This is a genomic window from Cernens ardua (assembly GCF_051251085.1).
Lineage (GTDB): Bacteria > Pseudomonadota > Gammaproteobacteria > Pseudomonadales > Halomonadaceae > Cernens > Cernens ardua.
Genome location: NZ_JBPCZH010000006.1, coordinates 55600 through 74157, shown reverse-complemented (window position 1 = coordinate 74157; position 18558 = coordinate 55600). Strand labels below are relative to the sequence as shown.

Annotated in this window: 17 protein-coding genes and 1 riboswitch; of the genes, 13 read left to right on the top strand and 4 right to left on the bottom strand. The window is 49.7% G+C overall.

The window, feature by feature from the left end:
* Positions 1-377 precede the first annotated feature (377 nt).
* Positions 378-537: riboswitch (FMN riboswitch) on the top strand.
* A gap of 104 nt (positions 538-641) precedes the next feature.
* The 5 genes from LMG33818_RS10835 to ykgO all read left to right on the top strand — a co-directional run bounded on the left by LMG33818_RS10835 (position 642) and on the right by ykgO (position 5183).
* Entirely contained in the window at positions 642-1142 is a 501-nt protein-coding gene (locus LMG33818_RS10835; RefSeq protein ID WP_442323408.1) for a 6,7-dimethyl-8-ribityllumazine synthase, read from the top strand.
* Positions 1143-1418: 276 nt separating this feature from the next.
* Entirely contained in the window at positions 1419-2822 is a 1404-nt protein-coding gene (locus LMG33818_RS10830; RefSeq protein WP_442323407.1) for an LLM class flavin-dependent oxidoreductase, read from the top strand.
* A gap of 76 nt (positions 2823-2898) precedes the next feature.
* The gene (locus tag LMG33818_RS10825) at positions 2899-3930 is read left to right on the top strand and encodes an isopenicillin N synthase family dioxygenase (RefSeq protein WP_442323406.1); all 1032 of its coding nucleotides are present in this window, start codon (positions 2899-2901) and stop codon (positions 3928-3930) included.
* 26 nt (positions 3931-3956) lie between these two features.
* Complete coding sequence (locus tag LMG33818_RS10820) at positions 3957-4778, top strand: MetQ/NlpA family ABC transporter substrate-binding protein (protein WP_442323405.1); 822 nt, start codon at positions 3957-3959, stop codon at positions 4776-4778.
* A 261-nt stretch (positions 4779-5039) separates the two neighbouring features.
* Complete coding sequence (ykgO, locus tag LMG33818_RS10815) at positions 5040-5183, top strand: type B 50S ribosomal protein L36 (protein ID WP_442323404.1); 144 nt, start codon at positions 5040-5042, stop codon at positions 5181-5183.
* 123 nt (positions 5184-5306) lie between these two features.
* On the opposite strand, the gene LMG33818_RS10810 is transcribed toward ykgO, so the two are convergent.
* Complete coding sequence (locus tag LMG33818_RS10810; protein WP_442323403.1) at positions 5307-5744, bottom strand: ASCH domain-containing protein; 438 nt, start codon at positions 5742-5744, stop codon at positions 5307-5309.
* 281 nt (positions 5745-6025) lie between these two features.
* On the opposite strand from LMG33818_RS10810, the gene LMG33818_RS10805 reads away from it, so the two are divergent.
* The 4 genes from LMG33818_RS10805 (at position 6026) to LMG33818_RS10790 (ending at position 11090) form a co-directional block, all read left to right on the top strand.
* Positions 6026-7003 carry an aliphatic sulfonate ABC transporter substrate-binding protein gene (locus tag LMG33818_RS10805; protein ID WP_442323402.1) on the top strand — a complete coding sequence of 326 codons (978 nt, stop codon included), beginning with the start codon at positions 6026-6028 and terminating at the stop codon, positions 7001-7003.
* 142 nt (positions 7004-7145) lie between these two features.
* Positions 7146-8117 (top strand): serine O-acetyltransferase EpsC, encoded by a 972-nt coding sequence (gene epsC / locus LMG33818_RS10800; protein WP_442323401.1) that lies wholly within the window; start codon positions 7146-7148, stop codon positions 8115-8117.
* A gap of 462 nt (positions 8118-8579) precedes the next feature.
* A complete protein-coding gene (locus LMG33818_RS10795; protein WP_442323400.1) occupies positions 8580-9941 on the top strand; it encodes a lytic murein transglycosylase in 1362 nt (453 codons plus the stop codon).
* 315 nt (positions 9942-10256) lie between these two features.
* Positions 10257-11090, top strand: a complete 834-nt coding sequence (locus LMG33818_RS10790) for an EAL domain-containing protein (protein WP_442323399.1) — start codon at positions 10257-10259, stop codon at positions 11088-11090.
* 262 nt (positions 11091-11352) lie between these two features.
* Here the strand turns inward: LMG33818_RS10790 and LMG33818_RS10785 are convergent, their stop codons facing one another.
* The 3 genes from LMG33818_RS10785 to ssuC all read right to left on the bottom strand — a co-directional run bounded on the left by LMG33818_RS10785 (position 11353) and on the right by ssuC (position 14180).
* The gene (locus LMG33818_RS10785) at positions 11353-12213 is read right to left on the bottom strand and encodes an aldo/keto reductase (protein ID WP_442323398.1); all 861 of its coding nucleotides are present in this window, start codon (positions 12211-12213) and stop codon (positions 11353-11355) included.
* A gap of 163 nt (positions 12214-12376) precedes the next feature.
* Complete coding sequence (locus LMG33818_RS10780) at positions 12377-13324, bottom strand: ABC transporter ATP-binding protein (RefSeq protein WP_442323397.1); 948 nt, start codon at positions 13322-13324, stop codon at positions 12377-12379.
* Between the two features lie 55 nt (positions 13325-13379).
* A complete protein-coding gene (gene ssuC / locus LMG33818_RS10775) occupies positions 13380-14180 on the bottom strand; it encodes an aliphatic sulfonate ABC transporter permease SsuC (protein ID WP_442323396.1) in 801 nt (266 codons plus the stop codon).
* A 263-nt stretch (positions 14181-14443) separates the two neighbouring features.
* Between ssuC and pstS the strand changes: the two genes are divergently transcribed.
* From pstS to pstB, 4 genes are all read left to right on the top strand, one after another.
* Positions 14444-15490 (top strand): phosphate ABC transporter substrate-binding protein PstS, encoded by a 1047-nt coding sequence (gene pstS, locus LMG33818_RS10770; RefSeq protein ID WP_442323395.1) that lies wholly within the window; start codon positions 14444-14446, stop codon positions 15488-15490.
* 185 nt (positions 15491-15675) lie between these two features.
* Positions 15676-16617, top strand: a complete 942-nt coding sequence (pstC, locus tag LMG33818_RS10765) for a phosphate ABC transporter permease subunit PstC (protein WP_442323394.1) — start codon at positions 15676-15678, stop codon at positions 16615-16617.
* Between the two features lie 31 nt (positions 16618-16648).
* Positions 16649-17503 (top strand): phosphate ABC transporter permease PstA, encoded by an 855-nt coding sequence (pstA, locus tag LMG33818_RS10760; protein WP_442323393.1) that lies wholly within the window; start codon positions 16649-16651, stop codon positions 17501-17503.
* A 2-nt stretch (positions 17504-17505) separates the two neighbouring features.
* A complete protein-coding gene (gene pstB / locus LMG33818_RS10755) occupies positions 17506-18369 on the top strand; it encodes a phosphate ABC transporter ATP-binding protein PstB (RefSeq protein WP_442323392.1) in 864 nt (287 codons plus the stop codon).
* Positions 18370-18558 lie beyond the last annotated feature (189 nt).

The following is an 18558-nucleotide window of genomic DNA, read 5'->3' as shown; positions in this document are numbered from 1 at the left end:
TCATATTGATCGTATTTATGAAACTACGGTGAATAACGTGGCTTTTAAAATGGTGGCGCTTTATCGAGGGGCCAAGTTGTCCTGTGTAAAGAGATTGTTCGACTCCAGTGGTAGATTGAGCCTGCAGAGACAAGGTTAATGCAGGACGGTACCTTCCTCTTAAAGAACAATATGACGCTGAAATAGCATGCAGGGGAGGGGAACGAGAAAGGAAAAGAACGAGAAAGGAAAAGGAGGGATAGTGCAAAAGATCGAAGCCGCATTAATACCTTTTGGGATATAACTCATAGTAAACAGTTATAGACACAGGATTGATTCTTTCGTCTAGTACGAGCATAGTAATAACTACGTAGCCAATCATTGAAATGATGCTACGCAAATGTTCTCAGGGCGGGGCGAAATTCCCCACCGGCGGTAATCGTACTCGTAAAGAGGTACGTCAGCCCGCGAGCGCCTGTAGCCATTTTCGTTACAGGGACAGCAGATTCGGTGAGATTCCGAAGCCGACGGTTAAAGTCCGGATGAAAGAGAAGCAATGTCGAAATACACCAACACGCAAGTGATGGCTCGTCATTTGTTTTAGCCCTGATTCTGGCCCTCTGGATTCTTCTTAATAGAAGAGAAAACAGGAAGAGAAAACCATGAATCAGTCTGTTGAAACCCCCTTCACCCAGTCTTCGGAATCAACAAATAATGGTGGTACGCGTGTGGCCTTTATTCAGGCCGGTTGGCACGCTGATATCGTTGACAATGCTCGGGTGGGCTTTATTGAAGAGTACGAACGCCAGGGCTTTAATCGTGATGATATTGATCGCTTTGAAGTACCGGGTGTTTTTGAAATTCCCTTACTGGCGAAGAAGCTGGTAAAAAGCGGCCGCTACTCTGCCGTTGTGGCTGCAGGGTTTGTCGTGGATGGTGGTATTTATCGTCATGATTTCGTTTCAGATGCTGTTATCAAGGCATTGATGGACGTTAATCTGGAGTTTGAAGTCCCCGTGTTCTCTGTCGTTTTGACGCCTCATCACTTCCATGAACATGCGGATCATGCGAACTTCTTCCAACAGCATTTCATCAAGAAAGGGCAGGAAGCCGCGCAAGCCTGCATTCAGACAGTTGCCACCCATGCGATGGTTTCTGCCTGATTACGTAAATGAATGCTCCGGGTGAATCCAGGAGCGACATTGACACTAAAAAACGAACCCCCATAGGGTTCGTTTTTTTATGATTCATCTTTACAGGTTCACGTTGTCTGTTCCTGTCTGTTTAGAATCCGACACTTCTTTTTTCAGTTGTTGCCTTTCTTTCATCAATTGCCCCTGGGTTTCCTTTCTTTCCTTTTAAAACAATGCGTTATGAGTGGCATACCTGTTGCTTGAGGTAAGGTATCGACATTCATTTTTAATTGATCGGACACTGCTATGGCGGCTTCTGTAGAGAAGAATCGCAAGCCCGTACTTCTAAACGCATTCAATATGAATTGTGTCGGGCATATCAATCACGGCCTGTGGGCACATCCGCGTGATACTTCGATTGAATATAACACGTTGGAATATTGGCAATCGTTGGCTAGAACACTGGAAAGCGGCGGTTTTGATGCCCTGTTTCTGGCAGATATCCTTGGGGTTTATGATGTTTATCAGGGAAATATCGATCTGACGGCGGCGGAATCAATTCAGCTGCCCGTTAATGATCCCATATTGCTGGTACCGGCGATGGCTAGCGTGACGCAGCATTTGGGTTTTGGCATTACAGTGAACTTGAGTTACGAAACGCCTTATACCTTCGCAAGGCGTTTCTCCACGCTGGATCATCTGACACGAGGCCGGGTTGGGTGGAATATCGTGACCGGCTATCTGGACAGTGCAGCACGTGCCATGGGAGAAAGCGGCCTGGCGGACCATGATCGTCGTTATGATCAAGCCGAAGAGTTCATGTCCGTGGTGTATCAGCTGTGGGAAGGCAGCTGGGAAGATGATGCGGTATTAAGAGACAAGGCGAATCGTACCTTCGCTGATGCCAGCCGAATTCATCCGGTCGAACATTCGGGCGAATTCTATCGCGTACAAGGGTATCACTTGAGTGAACCTTCACGGCAGCGTACCCCAGTGCTGTTTCAGGCAGGAAGCTCTGCACGTGGGCAGGCCTTTGCAGCTCGGCATGCTGAATGTGTTTTCATCTCCATGCAGGAAGAGGAAAAAGCCAAAGCGTTGGTCAAACAAATTCGTGAACAGGCCGTTGCGGCCGGGCGTCGAGCGGATGATATCAAGATATTGGCGGGCGCAACGGCTATTGTGGGTGCCACTGACAAGGAAGCAGAGGAACGTTACCTTGAGTATCAGCGTTACGCCAGTGCCGAAGCCGGAATAGCTCACTTCTCAGCCAGTACGGGGATCGATTTTTCCCGTTATGAACTGGACGAACCGATACGTAAAGGTAACCGGAATGCGATCCAGTCTGCGGTAGATAATGTTGAGAATGCGAGTAAGCCCATTACACGCAGGGAGTTGCTCTCACATTATGCACTGGGAGGGCGCTATACACCGATGGTAGGAAGTGGTGTAACAGTGGCCGACCAACTGGAACACTGGGTTGATGAAGTAGGGGTGGATGGCTTCAATTTGGCTAGAACAGTGGTTCCCGAATGCTACGATGATTTTGTACGCTATGTGACACCGGAACTGAAGTCCAGAGGGCGGCTCTCCGACGATGCTCGGCAGGCATCGGATGCCTCAGCCTCATCGCCCTTAAGCTTGCGCGACCGGTTATTTGGGGAAGGGGATCATTTGCCGAACCGCCATCCTGCAGCGGCGTATCGACGATAGCTCAGGGCCGCTCTACAGCTACGACCCTTATTGCCGTGCTGTAACGCATGGCAAACGCATTGGACAAGGAGTTTACATGTCTACTGACTATGAAAATACCGCGTTGCCCGTACTGGATTTACGCGAACTGGATGACGAAACCAAACGCGATGCTTTCATTCAGCGTCTGGGGAAGGTCGCGCGTGAAGTCGGCTTTTTTTATCTGACAGGTCATGGAGTAAGTACCGAACAGGTAGAGGAAATCGAAACGGTTGCCAAACGTTTTTTTGCGCTTCCCCAAGCGCAAAAGGATGCCATTCGTATGGCTAACTCGCCCCATTTTCGTGGTTATACCGCCACAGGGCACGAGATAACACGCCAGCGCCCGGATCGCCGTGAGCAGATTGATATTGGTGTAGAGCTGCCTGCTCTTGAGGAAACTCCCGATCTTCCTGTGTGGAAACGGTTGCAAGGCCCTAATCAGTGGCCTGCGGAATTGCCTGAGCTGAAGGATGTGACATTAGCCTGGTCGGCTCAGTTGCGCAGTATTGCCATTCGATTGCTGCATGCCTTTGCAGAGGCATTGGAACAGCCGGAAGATGCGTTGGATAGTCTAATTTCGGGCACTCCTGCGCAATTACTGAAACTGATACGTTATCCGGGCAGTAATGATCCGACGCTTAGGCAGGGCGTTGGTGCACACAAGGATGCCGGTATTCTAACGTTGCTGCATCAGGATCATCATGGCGGCTTACAGGTTGAGCGCGATCATGAGTGGTTGGATGTTCCACCGTTGCCGGGCACGTTCATCATCAATATTGGTGAAATTCTGGAGTTGGCCACCAATGGCTATCTGCGCGCTACCAATCACCGTGTTGTGACACCCCCAGAAGGGGTTGTCCGCTATTCGATCGGGTATTTCCTGTCCCCTTCACTGGACGGTAATGTCCCACTGTTGCCGCTTCCCGAACATTTGGCGGTATTAGCCAATGGGCCGGAAAGTGATCCGGAAAATCCTTTGTTTATAGAAATCGGACCCAATGCCATCAAAGGGCGATTGCGTTCCCATACAGACGTTGCTGAGCGTCATTATCCACAACAATACGCAGCACTGAACAAGGGGCATTAAGCCTCGAAAATAACGTAGGGGGTCGCATGATGTTCAAGAATAAAGCGAAGGTCGCAGGGGTAGCGGTGCTGGTGTTGGCTGGTTTGGGACTCTATCTGAAAGCCACGGAAGCACATGAAGCAACGCTGAAAATAATGGCATCCCCCAATCCGCATGCCGATATTCTTCGTTTTGTGGAGCATCATTTCAAGGATGCCCCCCGTATGGATATCATTGAGATAACGGGGCAGATGGACCCTAATCAACCGCTTGCTTCGGGTGATATAGATGCCAACTATTTCGAACATGTACCGTTTCTGAAGGAAGACCAAAAGCATCTATCTACCCCGTTGAAAGTCGTGGCTACCGTTCATCTTGAACCATTGGGGTTGTATTCTTCCCGCTATCATTCGGTAAAAACAATTCCGGATGGCGCTACAATAGGCGTTCCCAACAATACGACTAACCTGGCACGTGCTTTGCTTTTGCTTCAAGCCAATGGGCTGCTGCAGCTCAAGAAAGGCGTTAACTATTTGTCTATTACACAGAATGACATTGTCAGTAACCCTCATCACTACAAGATCGTGCCCACCGATGCTGCCTTGTTGGCGAGAGCATTACCCGACTTTGGCGCGGCTATTATCAATGGCAACTTTGCGCTGGAGGCTGGCCTGAATCCCGCCAGGGATTCACTCCTCCTTGAGAAGGCAAAAGATAACCCCTATGCCAATGTGCTGGTGGTAAGAGCCAATGAAGTGAATGATCCGCGTATCAAACGCCTTGCTGAAGAGCTATCTTCCCCGGCAGTTGCACGTTATATCCAGCAAACCTACAAGGGCGCGGTGATTCCCGTGCACGTAACCCAATAGACTTGGACGGGTACTTTTAGTGGATTGCGGTTACCTGAATCGCGGGTATCTGAAAAGAAGGTAAAGTGAAGGAAGATATGCCTTTGAAGGCCAAACGGTGAATCCAGGATATAATAATTTGGCTTTCAAAGGCGTCTCCGTGAGAGGGTAGGGAGGGGCTATTGGCCGGAGAATCAAGTTTCGGGTTGGTATTCTTATTGGTTATGTTATAACATATTAATTATGGAACTAATCCTCTCTGTGAATCGTCGGAATTTCATCATGCAAAAACTGTCTTCTCTCAAATCTGCAAAAAAGCGCCACCCCGATTGCCAGGTAGTTAAGCGTCGTGGTCGGCTCTATGTCATTTGCAAAAGCAATCCACGCTTTAAAGCGGTGCAGGGGAGAACCCGCCCTCGGCGTTAGCCTTGGCAAGTAGGTTGGGCGTATCTCATCCGGCTAATAACTGAAGCATTGGCTCTTCAATGAAATGTTTCTTTTATGAGTGTCTTTGTTTTTAACGTTGGGATACGTTCATCGTAATGAGTGTCAGCTTAACTGCTCGATCACTACAAACTCTTCACCGAGTATTTCCATGGTTGGGCTGAATGCACTCACCGATTCGCCTGCGCCATTAATTACCTTCATTCCCTCAAAGAAGCGTTGATGCTCTTCTCGCCAATAGGCGAGTGAACGATCGCCTTCTCCCTCTTTATAAGCGAAATCCTCTCCTACACTGTCAAAAGTAAATAGTGTGTGTCGAATCACTCTAATGACACAGACAGGTATGTCATTGCCATCCAGGATGATGTGATAGTCCCCAACCGAAAAAGGGCGGCCCTCCTGTACATATTCACTATAGGCACAACTTGTTGCGGTTTTTATACCTTTTGCCACAAGCTCGGCCAATGCGTTTGCCATGTCGGGTGAATCACCAAAGGCCCAGACGTGGGCACCGGGGTATTTCCTCTGTAAGACATTCAACATATCGAACACTTTCCTGTTGGATTTTCTGCTAGTGGGAAAAACAATCGGCTATTTTATCCCTATATATCAAAAAGTTACCGTTGGCATGCAAGTTGTAAGTGGAAACAGGCAAAACGCCATGTGGTGCAAAGCAGGGTTGGTTTACATGAAACATTGAGTGTGACCAACCCCACTTCGAGAGGCGTTTGCCAAGTCATACACTTTATCCCTACATAAGAGCGTCCATTTCCTCTGGATAAACTATATCAGAGAGAAATGAGGTGACATGGAGTACTTTGCCAATGGTTTCATTACATTCGTTTCGTTCAAAAATACTGGCTTTAACAGGTATTGCGACGTTAACAACACTGTTATGCGGTAGTTACGTACATGCTGACGAAACGCTGAATATCGGATATCAGAAGGGGAGTGGTGTTCTCTCGGTTATTCGTGAACAGGGAACGCTGCAAAAGGAACTCGCTTCGCAGGGAATTCATGTCACATGGAATCAATTTCCTGCAGGCCCTCAACTGCTGGAAGCTCTGAATGCAGGCAGCATTGATTTTGGAGCGACTGGGGCACCACCGCCCATTTTTGCCCAGGCGGCCGGGATCAACTTCTACTATGTGGGCGCTGTCAAAGTACCGGTTAATGGTGAAGCCATTATCGTGCCGCAAGGTTCCTCCATCACTTCGGTGAGCCAGTTGAAAGGTAAGCGGATTGCCCTGCAGAAAGGCTCCAGTTCAAATTTCCAGCTGCTTGCGCTATTGCAAAAAGCCGGACTATCGTTCAGTGATATTACACCCGCCTATCTGGCACCCGCCGACGCCCGCGCTGCGTTTACCAATGACAATGTAGATGCATGGGTCATCTGGGAGCCTTATCTGTCTTCGGCTGAGCATGATTTACACGCGAGAGTATTGGCGGATTATAAGGGATTGAAGCCGGTTTACAGTTTTTATGAGGCTTCTGGCAATCTTGTGAAACAACATCCCAAGGTGTTGGCTGCCCTTATGCGGCAGATAAACTCGACCTCAGAGTGGGCGAACCAGCACCGTCAGCAGGTGAACAAGATACTGATACACCAGCTTGGTCTTCCAGTAGAGGTCATCGATGAGTGGCAGAAAAAGGTGGATTACGACGTTATTCCGCTGAACAAGCAGATCATTGAAAGTCAGCAGGCGGTTGCAGATGCCTTTTCAAAGCAGCATCTCATTCCGCGTCCCGTGAACGTCAATCAGCTTTTTCTGCTTCCTGAATCTGAGCACCCAAACAACTGAGTCAAAGTAGTAACAGGCGATTGACATGATGAAGAAGTGTCGTGGAAGTGAGTGAACCTGAACAATAAGCTTTAGATCAGCGTGAGGATTCTCTATGCTTGGTGATATTATTCCACAAGGATTTCTCAAGAGACGTTTCAATATGTCGATACCACGACCTTCTTCACTGGAGGAGTCAACTCCCCATATTAACTGGCATTTGGAGGATACTGTCGCTGAGTTGAGGCAGCGTCGTTCCAAATGGCGAAGTGAGCAGCAACGTGCCAATGAAATGGCAGGTCGTGAGCTCCCCTCACCAGATGTGATTCGTACTGCAATTACGGCTGTTATTCAGGCACTTTTCCCCATGCGGCTGGGGCCAGCGGACCTGCGCGAAGAAAGTGAAGACTTTTATGTTGGCTACACGCTCGATATGGCCATGAATACGCTCTTCGAACAAGCGCGTCTGGAACTTGATTATGCCGCCAGAAGAGGCCAGCGTGATCCGTGTCCTCATCAGCGTCGTGAATGTGCAGAACAGATCCTTCAAGGGTTCGTAAAGGAGTTGCCTGCTATTCGTGCCAAGCTGGATGACGATATTGTCGCCGCCTATCGAGGCGACCCTGCAGCACGAAGCGTCGATGAAGTATTGCTATGTTATCCGGGGGTTGAAGCGATCATCCACCACCGTTTGGCACATTATTTCTATAAGCAGGGGCTGATGATGCTTGCACGTATCATTGCCGAGCAAGCACATTCAACGACAGGTATTGATATTCACCCCGGGGCAACCATTGGCAATAGTTTCTTCATTGATCATGGCACCGGTGTGGTCATTGGTGAAACAGCGATTATTGGTGACAACGTGCGGATCTATCAGGCGGTAACGCTTGGGGCCAAACGTTTCCCTGCCCATGAAGATGGGCATCTCGAAAAAGGGCATGAGCGTCATCCCATTATTGAAGATGATGTGGTGATCTATGCAGGCGCCACACTGCTTGGACGCATCACGATTGGTAAAGGCACCGTTATTGGCGGAAATGTCTGGTTGACGCGCAGCGTACCAGCCGATAGTAGCGTTTCCCAGGCGAGTATGGCGAATGGTGAACTGATCAAACAGAATCGTGTGACGTAACCGAGCCTTCAGACATCGGTCATCTTATTTGCGCCCATCACTGATTCCAGTGGCGGGCGTATTTGTGTGCATGGCGGAAACTCTGGTTGGATATCCTGAAAGAGTGGCACAAGGCTGGTTTGGCAAATCCGCCTTGGCGGTTCATCATGAAAGGCGACAGGATGTACTTCACGTATACAGGAATCGGAGTACTTAATTATTTATCACATGCAATCACTCAGTGCCTGTATTCATTCTGAAGAAAATTTTTAGCATATTTGCGCGAAAATTTGTCCAATGTGATACATGTGATGTGTGGCCGATCAACCTGATTCAGGTGGTGATTTCGCGCGAGCATCCACTTGTAAAATTTATACCCTTTATAGTGATTCACATTGATGAACGGTTGATGTTTATAAGCGCTGAGTGTTTATAGACTTTAGATATGAGTGTTTATAGACTTTTGATAGAAGGAACACAGTCATGAAGACAGGGATGTTATTTCCCAATGCACGTTTCTCCAAGCGCTTGACCCGTTTGGGGGTAGGGTGCTCAATTTTAGCGACATTGGCCGGTTGTGCACAGGCTAATACTGTTCCCACCAGTGGCGCTCGTGGCATGACAGGGGCGCTATCCACGCAGACCACCAGCGGTGCTTCTGCCAATAATAACGTGAGTGATGCTGCATCCAATGAGTCGGATCAGAATTATACGCAGGCAGGCTTTAGACAGTGGATAAATGGTTTCCGAGCTTATGCCCTGGCGCATGGGATTTCATCCACCACGTTTGACAATGCTTTCCGTACGGCACAGTTGCAAACCAGCATTACGCACCTGTCCTCTTCCCAACCGGAGTTTGTTCGCCCCATATGGCAGTATCTGGATACTGCGGATTCTTCCCTGCGTGTTTCTCACGGGCGTACACTCATGGAACGTTACCATGATGTTCTTGCACAGTCTGAGGCTCGTTATGGTGTGCCGGGGTCTATCATCGTGGCGATCTGGGGGATGGAGAGTAATTATGGTGCCAACTTCGGCAATTATCCAACCGTGGATGCACTTGCAACGCTTGCTTACACAGGGCATCGAACCAATTGGGCAAAATCCGAGCTGGTGGATGCACTCAAGATCATTCAGGAAGGGGACATAGCACCTTCACGCATGCGTGGTTCATGGGCCGGCGCCATGGGTAATACGCAATTCATGCCTTCGAGCTTCCTGGCCTACGCGGTGGATGCCGATGGGGATGGCCGCCGTGATATCTGGGGCGATATCCCTGATGTGGTGGCTTCAACGGCAAATTTCCTTCAGCACAATGGATGGCGGCGTGGACAGCCATGGGGGGTAGAGGTTCGCTTGCCGGCGTCATTCAATTATGCGCAGGCGGATGGTGTCGTGCAGCACTCGGTAGCACAGTGGGCACAAATGGGCGTACGCTCAGTGAATGGTGGTGCTTTGCCCCAGTTGGATGAAGCGTCCATTCTTCTTCCCGCAGGCGCCCATGGGCCGGCCTTTTTGATTGGGCACAACTTCCGAACCATTCTCCGTTACAACAACTCGACCAGTTATGCGCTGGGCGTCAGCCTGTTGGCACAGCAGGTAGCCGGGGGCTCAGGGGTGCAGGCAAGTTGGCCGCGCTATGAGCATCTGGTGAGCCGTACGCAGAAGAAAGAAATGCAGAGTGCGCTCAACCAAATGGGCTTTAATGCAGGTGGCGCTGATGGCATCGTTGGGCGCACAACACAGAATGCCTTACGACAATTCCAGCAGGCGCATGGTCTTGCTGCCGATGGTTTTGTGACACAAGCCATGTATGAGCGTGTCATGCAAGCAGCTAGCCAATAGGGCGACGCTGCGATATCGCCCGTATAAACATGAGTGACGCGCATGAATAGCGGCCATGGCGGTATCATGAACCTTTCTGGTTTTCGCATGGCACGTCGGTACTCAAATATGTTCCAAAGCCCCTTCGTGGGGCTTTTTTTTTGTGTGATGGGTATTGTATGGAGGGTGCATCCCGGCAATGTACCTCCAGGCTAGCCCTAAAGGGAATAAATGAATATCTGTAAGATATTTCCCTTAAGCATTGTGCTGTAGGAACATGGTTCTATTATTAAAGATGGAACAGTAACCGCACTTTACGTCTAATGAGATGCTGCCATGCCCCTTACCGCTGTCGTTAATTATTTCAATGAACATCTTGATGATTTCAACCGTTCTGCTGAATCACGGCATCAGGCGCGATATCTTTATGATTCGGCCAAGGGGGAGGTCAGTGGTGAAATCAATGGATTAACGGTTCATTCACGTCAAAGTGCGCTTTATAACAGTGAACTGACGACACCGGTGGCTTACGAATCCCACCTTGATATTCGTGATAATCAGGGAAAATCCCTGAAACGAAAGGCGTTGTACTACTCGGCATGGGCGTCAGAAGAGGTCATCTTCCTTGACCGTTTTCTGCGCATTTTACATACGCTTCACTATCTGGCGCAGCATACGGAAGTACCGGTAGAGGAACTGGCGCCCATCATCATGGATGTGCATTGGTGGCATGTGCGCGCAGTGGAAACCTCCCACGGTCAGGTATTTGAGCAATTATTGACGCAATTGGGCATCAAGCCCAGTCAAATCATTCTCAGAATGCAGGCGCAATCGCTTATAGAGGATGAACACGTCAGAGCCGCTGTGCGGAGCTTTGAACAGCGCGGGTATCGGTTGCTGGTTGAAGGATTACCGGTGGACCACGTTCATTGGTCTTTGCTTGCAGAAATGGGAGTATCCTGGGTGGCGGCAGATCCGGATTTTCTTCAGGCGATGCTACGCAATCGTTTGTTGCAGGCACGGTTGGATCAGTGGATCCAAAGTGCCCATGGAGAAAAACTGAAGGTCTGGTTGCAGGCACTGGAAGGGCCAAAGGCGCTGGAGTTGGCGTGGCGATTAGGGGCAGATGCGGTGAGTGGTTCACGACTGGATGAAATTGTGAGTGCTTGAGTTAGCTTTGTTCAGTAGGAAGGTGGGGTGCTGCTGATACCCTGGCTAGTGTGAAATTTCTGCCTGTCATTTCTTCTTCTTATCCTGATAATGAAGTTTCCAGCACAAGCAATGCCCTTGGCGTATATCGTTGCCACTGGGCATTACTTATAAAATTAGCTTTTAGCCGTTGCTGTTGACGTTGCTACGACCGAGGTTGCCGCCAAGTAGGGGGCAACCGCTTTTCCTGAGCAATCTGTTGGAGTCGCTATAGTGTTCGGTATCATACGATATCGAGCGGGACCCGACGGTTGGGTGGAGGAAAGGCTTCGTTCAGCCTCTGCAGTTGTTCTGAGGTCAGGTCAACTTCCAGCGCTTTTGCATTTTCCCTGATATGCGAAGGATTCACCGCCTTGGGAATCGCAACAACATCCCGTTTTCCCTCTACAGGTCGAATTGCCCACGCGAGGAGCAGCTGAGTCGATGATATTCCCAGCTCACTGGCGATATCCTGTACTGTCTCGTTGTTAAGCAGGTGCCGACTGTAGCTCCCTCCTTGTGCGACAGGGCAATACGCCATGACAGGAATGTTTAGCTTGCGTAATTGAGGACGTAAATCAAACTCGATACCGCGTGAGCCCAGATTGTAGAGCACCTGATTGGTTTTGCAGTGATCGCCCCCTTCAGCAGTGATCAGATCATTGATGTCATCCGAGTCGAAGTTGGAGACTCCCCACTCACGGATCTTGCCTTCCTGCTTGAGCTCTTCGAAGCCTTGAATGGTCTCTTCCAGCGGTGTACCTCCACGCCAGTGCAGCAGGTACATGTCCAGATAATCGGTATTCAGGTATGACAAGCTGCGTTCACAGGCACGTTTTACATCTTTCAATGACGCATTGGAGGGAAGTACCTTGCTGACCAGATAGGCATCGTTTCGGCGCCCTTTCAGTGCCCTGCCCACAATATCTTCAGAGCGGCCATTGCCATACATTTCAGCGGTATCAATCAGCGTTAGACCCAGATCCAGTCCAAGGCGCAGAGCATTGACTTCATCTTCCGCAGGATATATACCATCGCCCATATGCCAGGTCCCTTGCCCAATGGCGGGTAACTGGTGGCCGGCGAATTCCAGTGTTGCTGACATACTGTGTCTCCCTTCGTTGAATATTGGTATTACTGGCAAGTCGAATTTTGACTGTCATGTAGCGGATACCGTTCACTGCAGGATTCACTCGTGGAGAATTTTACGGTGCTCTTGAATAATCTATGGGCAGTTGGAGAAATATCCAAATTTATTGTGACATTCGTTAGCTGAAAGAGGGATCACGAGTCAGCTCTTCCAATAGCTCAGCTTCATAGGCCAGAGTGCGCGTATCAGTGGCGGAACGAGGCCGGGGCAGATTAATGTGCAAATCCAGTTTTACCTCACCCGCATCCAGCAGGATAACCCGGTCGGCCAACATGACAGCTTCGGCCACATCGTGAGTGACTAATATCAGGGTAAAGCCATATTCACGCCATAACCGCTCGATCAGCACGTGCATGCTACTTCGCGTCAGTGCGTCTAGAGCTCCCAATGGTTCATCGAGTAGGAGCAATTCGGGTTTATGCGCCAATGCGCGTGCCAATGCCACACGTGAACGTTGGCCTCCTGAAAGCTGTGAGGGCCAGCGGTCCATACGGTCACTCAAGCCTACTTCGCCCAGCGTCTTCCGCCCAATGTCCTCTGTTGTGCCCAATGAGGCATTTTGTAAAACGGATTTCCATGGCAGCAAACGCGGTTCCTGAAACATCAGACGAATGTGAGATGTCTGGCGCCGTATGGGCTCTTCTTTCCAAGTCAACGTGCCACTATTGGCTTCGTCCAACCCTGCCAGTAAACGAAGGAGTGTAGACTTACCGCAGCCACTTTTCCCGATAATGGCAACGACTTCACCGGCAGCAATATCCAGCGATAGATTGTTCAGCACCTGTGTATCACCGAAATGACGACTCACATGCTGAAGTGATAGCCCTGTATTATTACTTTGTTTTGTAAATGGCGTGGCTGAGTGCTGATCAGCTGTCCGCAGTTGACTGCCACTTGAAGCCCGCGGCGAAGTAACCGGAGATGGCTGATTTTGTCGGGTGAGGGCTTCTTCCTCCCCCAACAGGCGATCCTCTGCAGCTTCCTGATCAAAATCGTGACTGTCATCGGAAGTCGAGCGATCCAGCGAAGAAGTCTGGTGTGTTGGAAACGGGGATTTATTGCTCATGGTGAAAGGCTCGCAATGATTATCAGTGACATAACAGGGTTGATAACGGGGCTACTCAACGGGGATGACGCTGAAAAGCAGGGTGCCAGCGTAATAGCCAGAACTCTAACCCCTTCGCGAAAAGGTCAGCGATTTTGCCAAGCAGGGCATAGAGCACAATCGTTAAAAGTACGATATCGGTTTGTAAAAATTCGCGTGCATTCATCGCTAGATAACCCAATCCATTGGTAGATGAAATGGTTTCTGCGACGATCAGGGTGAGCCACATGATGCCCAGTGCAAAGCGTAAACCGACTAGTATGGACGGCAAGGCACCGGGAAAAATGACATGCCAGAAAAGGCGCATGCCTCTCAGACCATAACTTTTGGCCATCTCTACCAACTGCGGATCCACATTGCGGATGCCATGGTAGGTGTTCAGATAAATAGGGAACACGGTGCCTAATGCGACCAAAAAGTCCTTTGCTGTTTCGCCAATACCAAACCACAGGATAACCAATGGGATCAGCGCCAAATGTGGGATGTTACGGATCATTTGCAGGCTGCTGTCGAGCAGTTTTGCTGCAATATCGGACAAGCCTGTCAGAAACCCGAGCACAAGTCCTATGCCCCCGCCAATCACTAACCCTATAAGGGCGCGTTGTGTACTCGCCCACAGGTTGCTGAAAAGTGTGCCATCCTGAGCCAAATGCCAGCCAGCCAGTACGATAGCTGAAGGGGCCGGCAGGATCCGAGAGGATAGCCACCCCTTATCACAAGCGATTTCCCATATGACTATCAGAAGAACAGGAATCAGCCAGGGCGCCGTAATATTAAAGAGTCGTCTGGTAAAAGAGGGCACTGCAATGTTCGCCATTCATGCTTCTCCGACAGTAAAACAATGACAGAAAAACAAGGATATAACCCACTGAATTGGGCGGGAAATGCGGATTCAGCGCTTCTATATTCCATAAATGAATATAACGCACTCTATATTTCCCAGTGCATTGTCACAAAAACTACACGCAAGCTTGTTAGTGTGGATGCGTTCGATAACGAGAGGGAATTAACCTGACCTCTCGGCAGAATTAAAACGACTGAAATTTCTTTGTCCGGCTCACGATCATTCGGAGATTGAGCATGCTCAAGCGCAGTTCATTACTTATCGCAGCGACTCTTGCTGTAGGTGTTTCCATGCAAGCCCCAGTTTACGCCGCTGATACTATTACCGGCGCAGGTGCCACGTTCCCTTATCCCGTTTATTCAAAGTGGGCCGATACCTATCAGAATAAAACCGGTGTTGGACTGAACTTTCAGGCGATCGGTTCTGGTGGTGGGATTCGCCAGATCGAAGCACGTACCGTGACCTTTGGTGCTTCAGATGCTCCTCTGACTGAATCCGATCAGAAATCCCATGGTCTGGTGCAGTGGCCGATGATTATGGGGGGGGCCGTTCCGGTAGCCAATATCGATGTGCCCAAAGGCAAACTGCGTTTGGATGGCCCGACATTGGCAGCCATTTATGATGGTCAGATCACCAAGTGGAATGATCCGCATATCGTTGCTCTTAATCCGGGGCTAAAATTACCGGATGAAAACATCACGCCGGTTTATCGTTCCGATGCATCCGGTACCAACTTCAACTTCACGCATTACCTTTCTCAGGTAAGCTCGGAATTCAAGAACACCGTAGGTGAAGGACAATCCGTGGGTTGGCCTTCCGGCGTCGGAGCCCAGGCGAACGGTGGTGTTGCTTCAATGGTTGGACGCATCAAAGGCGCGATCGGGTATGTTGAATACGCTTATGCGGTAGAGAATCATCTTGATTCCATTCTGCTGAAAAACCGTGCGGGTAACTTCGTTGCTCCCAATGCAAAAAGCTTTGCTGCGGCAGCCTCGCATGCCGACTGGATTTCAGCGCCTGGCCTGCATGTTATCCTGACGAATCAGCCTGGGGCCGATAGCTGGCCATTGACGGCGACCTCTTACATATTGATGCCTACCAATGTGACCAATGCAGCGGATGCCAAACAGGCTCTGACCTTCTTTAACTGGGCTTATGAACATGGGCAGGCTGATGCGGAGTCTCTGGCCTATGTACCTATGCCACAGAGTGTTGTAAATCTGGTCAAGTCCAAAGTTTGGTCACAGATCAAGTCCAATGGAAAACCGGTCTGGAACCAGTAATTCTCGGATAGGCCAAGAGAGTCATCAACGCCTACTGTCTCCTGAAATTCTGGTGAATCTTGTTTGATTGTTTCAGGCTATACAGGTGTTGAAAACGATACCGACAAGCAATGGCTTGCGGTGTCGTTTTTTTGTCATATTAATGACTCATACTATCTGTACTACACTCATAATGAACGAATGTCATGACCACTGAGCCAATACCATCCGACTCTGCCTATCAGCTTAGGGCAACACCTCAGGAGCTCAAGCTGCTATCGCGCAATCGCTTGATTGACCGTTGTTTCGAACGGGGGACTCGAGGGATAGCGATCCTTGTTCTAGTATTACTGGGCGCTATTCTTGCCTCCCTGATAGTCGCTGCATGGCCTGTTCTTTCCCAGCAGGGGGTGGCGTTCATTACTGGTCACCGCTGGGCAGCCAATATGAATGCTTTTGGTGCTCTTCCTGCCATTTACGGGACGTTGGTTACCTCGATCATTGCCATTATTATCGCCTTGCCTGTGTCACTGGGTATTGCCGTTTTCCTGACTGAAATATGCCCTGCTGCGTTACGTCGCCCGCTGGGGGTCATGATCGAGTTGTTGGCGGGTATCCCCTCTATCATCTACGGGATGTGGGGCATGCTGGTACTGGCACCGATTCTGCAAGCGGTGTGGCCGAGTATTTTCCCTGCAGGGAGTGGCCTACTGACAGCGTCCATTATTCTGGCCATCATGATCATTCCCTTTATCACCGCCACTACACGCGATGTCATGGCGACCGTACCTGCAGTATTACGTGAGTCTGCGTACGGAATCGGGTGTACGCGATGGGAAGTTATCAAGAATATTGTATTTCCTTCTATCCGTAGTGGGATGGTAGGGGGCGTCATTCTGGGGCTGGGACGGGCGCTTGGTGAAACCATGGCTGTCACATTCGTGATCGGTAATAACCTGTTTTTCCATTTCACGATTACAGGGCAGGGGACTTCCATTGCGGCATTGATTGCCAGCCAGTTCAACGAAGCAGATGGTGTTCAGCGTTCGGCTCTCCTGGCGCTTGGACTGGTGCTTTTCCTGATTACCTTCATTGTGTTGGCGATCGCGCGGTATATGCTGTTGCGTATTGAACGCCGTACACCTTGAAGTGACAGACCATTCATGACGGATCGCTGGAATGACGCATTCAACTTCACTTTATCGCAGGCGTAAACTGGTCAATCGTATGGTGATTGGTTTATGCCTCTCGGCAGCAGTTTTCGGGATTGTCTGGCTTGTATGGATCCTGATTACCCTGCTATGGAAAGGAGTGCCCATTCTGGCGCCCTCCATCTTTTATGAGCGTACCATGATCTCTGGTGGAGGGATCGGGAACGCGATCATCGGCTCTATTACGCTGACAATCGGGGGAACGCTACTGGGTACAATTATTGGCATAGCTGCCGGAACATGGCTGGCGGAATATGGTTCCGGTACGAAGCTGGCCCCGGTGGTTCGCTTTATCAATGATGTGCTGCTCTCTGCCCCTTCTGTCATCATTGGCCTCTTTGTCTATGCGATTGTTGTTTTGCCAATGGGACATTTTTCAGGAATAGCCGGTATTCTCGCATTGGCGATTATCGTTATTCCTGTCGTTATCCGCTCCACCGAAGATATGTTGAGGCTGATTCCCAATTCATTACGTGAGGCTGCAACGGCTTTGGGGGCACACCGTTGGTGGGTGGTTGTCCGTGTTTGTTACAGCGGAGCCAGAGCGGGGATCATTACTGGTGTGTTGTTGGGATGTGCGCGGATCAGTGGTGAAACGGCCCCGCTGATCTTTACTTCCCTGAACTCCAATCAGTGGAATTTTCTCAACCTTGGCACGGAAATGCCCAACCTGCCGATGACGATCTATCAGAACATGACGATCAACTCGTTTATTCCTCGTCAGCTGGAACTTGCATGGGCCGGTGCGTTGATACTGACGGCCACTATACTCATCCTTAATATCATTGCTCGCGTTGTTGCGCGGGACAAGAACAAGAGGTAATCATGTCCTCATCCTATCTTGATACCGGCGCTTCCATGGCTGACGGCAAGGATCAGCGAATCGATGCCAGACCCTTTAGTGTGTCTGAATCCGGTGTATCTACTGCAGATTCGGAAACCAAGCTTGAAGTGAAGGATCTGAATTTTTATTACGGTAATTTTCATGCCTTGAAGAATATCAGTATGAAAATGCCTGCCAATCAGGTGACCGCATTTATCGGACCCTCCGGGTGTGGTAAATCGACCTTATTGCGTTGTCTGAACCGTATTCATGATCTCTATCCGGGCGTGCGCACTGAGGGTGAATTATTACTGGATGGTCAGGATATCAATGATCGTAAAGTTGATATCAACCTCTTGCGTGCACGTGTCGGAATGGTCTTTCAGCGACCGACACCGTTTCCAATGTCAGTATTTGACAATATTGCATTCGGTGTGAAGCTGTATGAACGTTTGCCTCGGCGTGAAATGGAAGAAAGGGTGGAATGGGCATTGCGCAAGGCGGCGCTGTGGGATGAAGTGAAAGACAAACTACGCAAGAGTGGGCAGGCGCTTTCAGGTGGTCAGCAGCAGCGACTATGCATCGCTCGCAGCATTGCGATTCGTCCGGAAGTCATTTTGCTGGATGAACCCACCTCGGCGCTGGACCCTATTTCGACAGGGTATATCGAAGATTTGGTGAATGAACTCAAGCAGGAATACACCATTGTTATTGTCACGCACAACATGCAGCAAGCTGCGCGCGTGTCAGATATGACAGCGTTCATGTATTTGGGTGAAGTTATCGAGTTTGATCGCACCGCTAAAATCTTCACCCAGCCGGGTAATAAACGTACTGAAGATTACATTACCGGCCGTTATGGGTGACGCCTCTTGTCGATGCAAGTATTGACTAAAAACATGAACTGACAAAACGCCCAGGAATAGGCGCTCTAAAAAGGTCTGCTGCACTGATCTAAGCGCAGCAGGCCTTTTACATATGGTAGGCATTCATGTAACCGCTGAGCTTCTCAGACATCGTAGAACCTTGAATTGTGGATAGCACGACTCCCGGGC

Excerpts from the sequence above, each read along its gene's own strand:
- epsC (WP_442323401.1), top strand. The coding sequence starts at position 7,146 with ATGTCGATACCACGACCTTCTTCACTGGAGGAGTCAACTCCCCATATT.
- LMG33818_RS10810 (WP_442323403.1), bottom strand. The coding sequence starts at position 5,744 with ATGTTGAATGTCTTACAGAGGAAATACCCCGGTGCCCACGTCTGGGCC.
- pstA (WP_442323393.1), top strand. The coding sequence starts at position 16,649 with ATGACGCATTCAACTTCACTTTATCGCAGGCGTAAACTGGTCAATCGT.
- LMG33818_RS10820 (WP_442323405.1), top strand. The coding sequence starts at position 3,957 with ATGATGTTCAAGAATAAAGCGAAGGTCGCAGGGGTAGCGGTGCTGGTG.
- LMG33818_RS10795 (WP_442323400.1), top strand. The coding sequence starts at position 8,580 with ATGAAGACAGGGATGTTATTTCCCAATGCACGTTTCTCCAAGCGCTTG.
- LMG33818_RS10780 (WP_442323397.1), bottom strand. The coding sequence starts at position 13,324 with ATGAGCAATAAATCCCCGTTTCCAACACACCAGACTTCTTCGCTGGAT.
- LMG33818_RS10825 (WP_442323406.1), top strand. The coding sequence starts at position 2,899 with ATGTCTACTGACTATGAAAATACCGCGTTGCCCGTACTGGATTTACGC.
- LMG33818_RS10785 (WP_442323398.1), bottom strand. The coding sequence starts at position 12,213 with ATGTCAGCAACACTGGAATTCGCCGGCCACCAGTTACCCGCCATTGGG.
- LMG33818_RS10835 (WP_442323408.1), top strand. The coding sequence starts at position 642 with ATGAATCAGTCTGTTGAAACCCCCTTCACCCAGTCTTCGGAATCAACA.
- ykgO (WP_442323404.1), top strand. The coding sequence starts at position 5,040 with ATGCAAAAACTGTCTTCTCTCAAATCTGCAAAAAAGCGCCACCCCGAT.
- pstS (WP_442323395.1), top strand. The coding sequence starts at position 14,444 with ATGCTCAAGCGCAGTTCATTACTTATCGCAGCGACTCTTGCTGTAGGT.
- LMG33818_RS10790 (WP_442323399.1), top strand. The coding sequence starts at position 10,257 with ATGCCCCTTACCGCTGTCGTTAATTATTTCAATGAACATCTTGATGAT.
- pstC (WP_442323394.1), top strand. The coding sequence starts at position 15,676 with ATGACCACTGAGCCAATACCATCCGACTCTGCCTATCAGCTTAGGGCA.
- LMG33818_RS10805 (WP_442323402.1), top strand. The coding sequence starts at position 6,026 with ATGGTTTCATTACATTCGTTTCGTTCAAAAATACTGGCTTTAACAGGT.
- pstB (WP_442323392.1), top strand. The coding sequence starts at position 17,506 with ATGTCCTCATCCTATCTTGATACCGGCGCTTCCATGGCTGACGGCAAG.
- LMG33818_RS10830 (WP_442323407.1), top strand. The coding sequence starts at position 1,419 with ATGGCGGCTTCTGTAGAGAAGAATCGCAAGCCCGTACTTCTAAACGCA.
- ssuC (WP_442323396.1), bottom strand. The coding sequence starts at position 14,180 with ATGGCGAACATTGCAGTGCCCTCTTTTACCAGACGACTCTTTAATATT.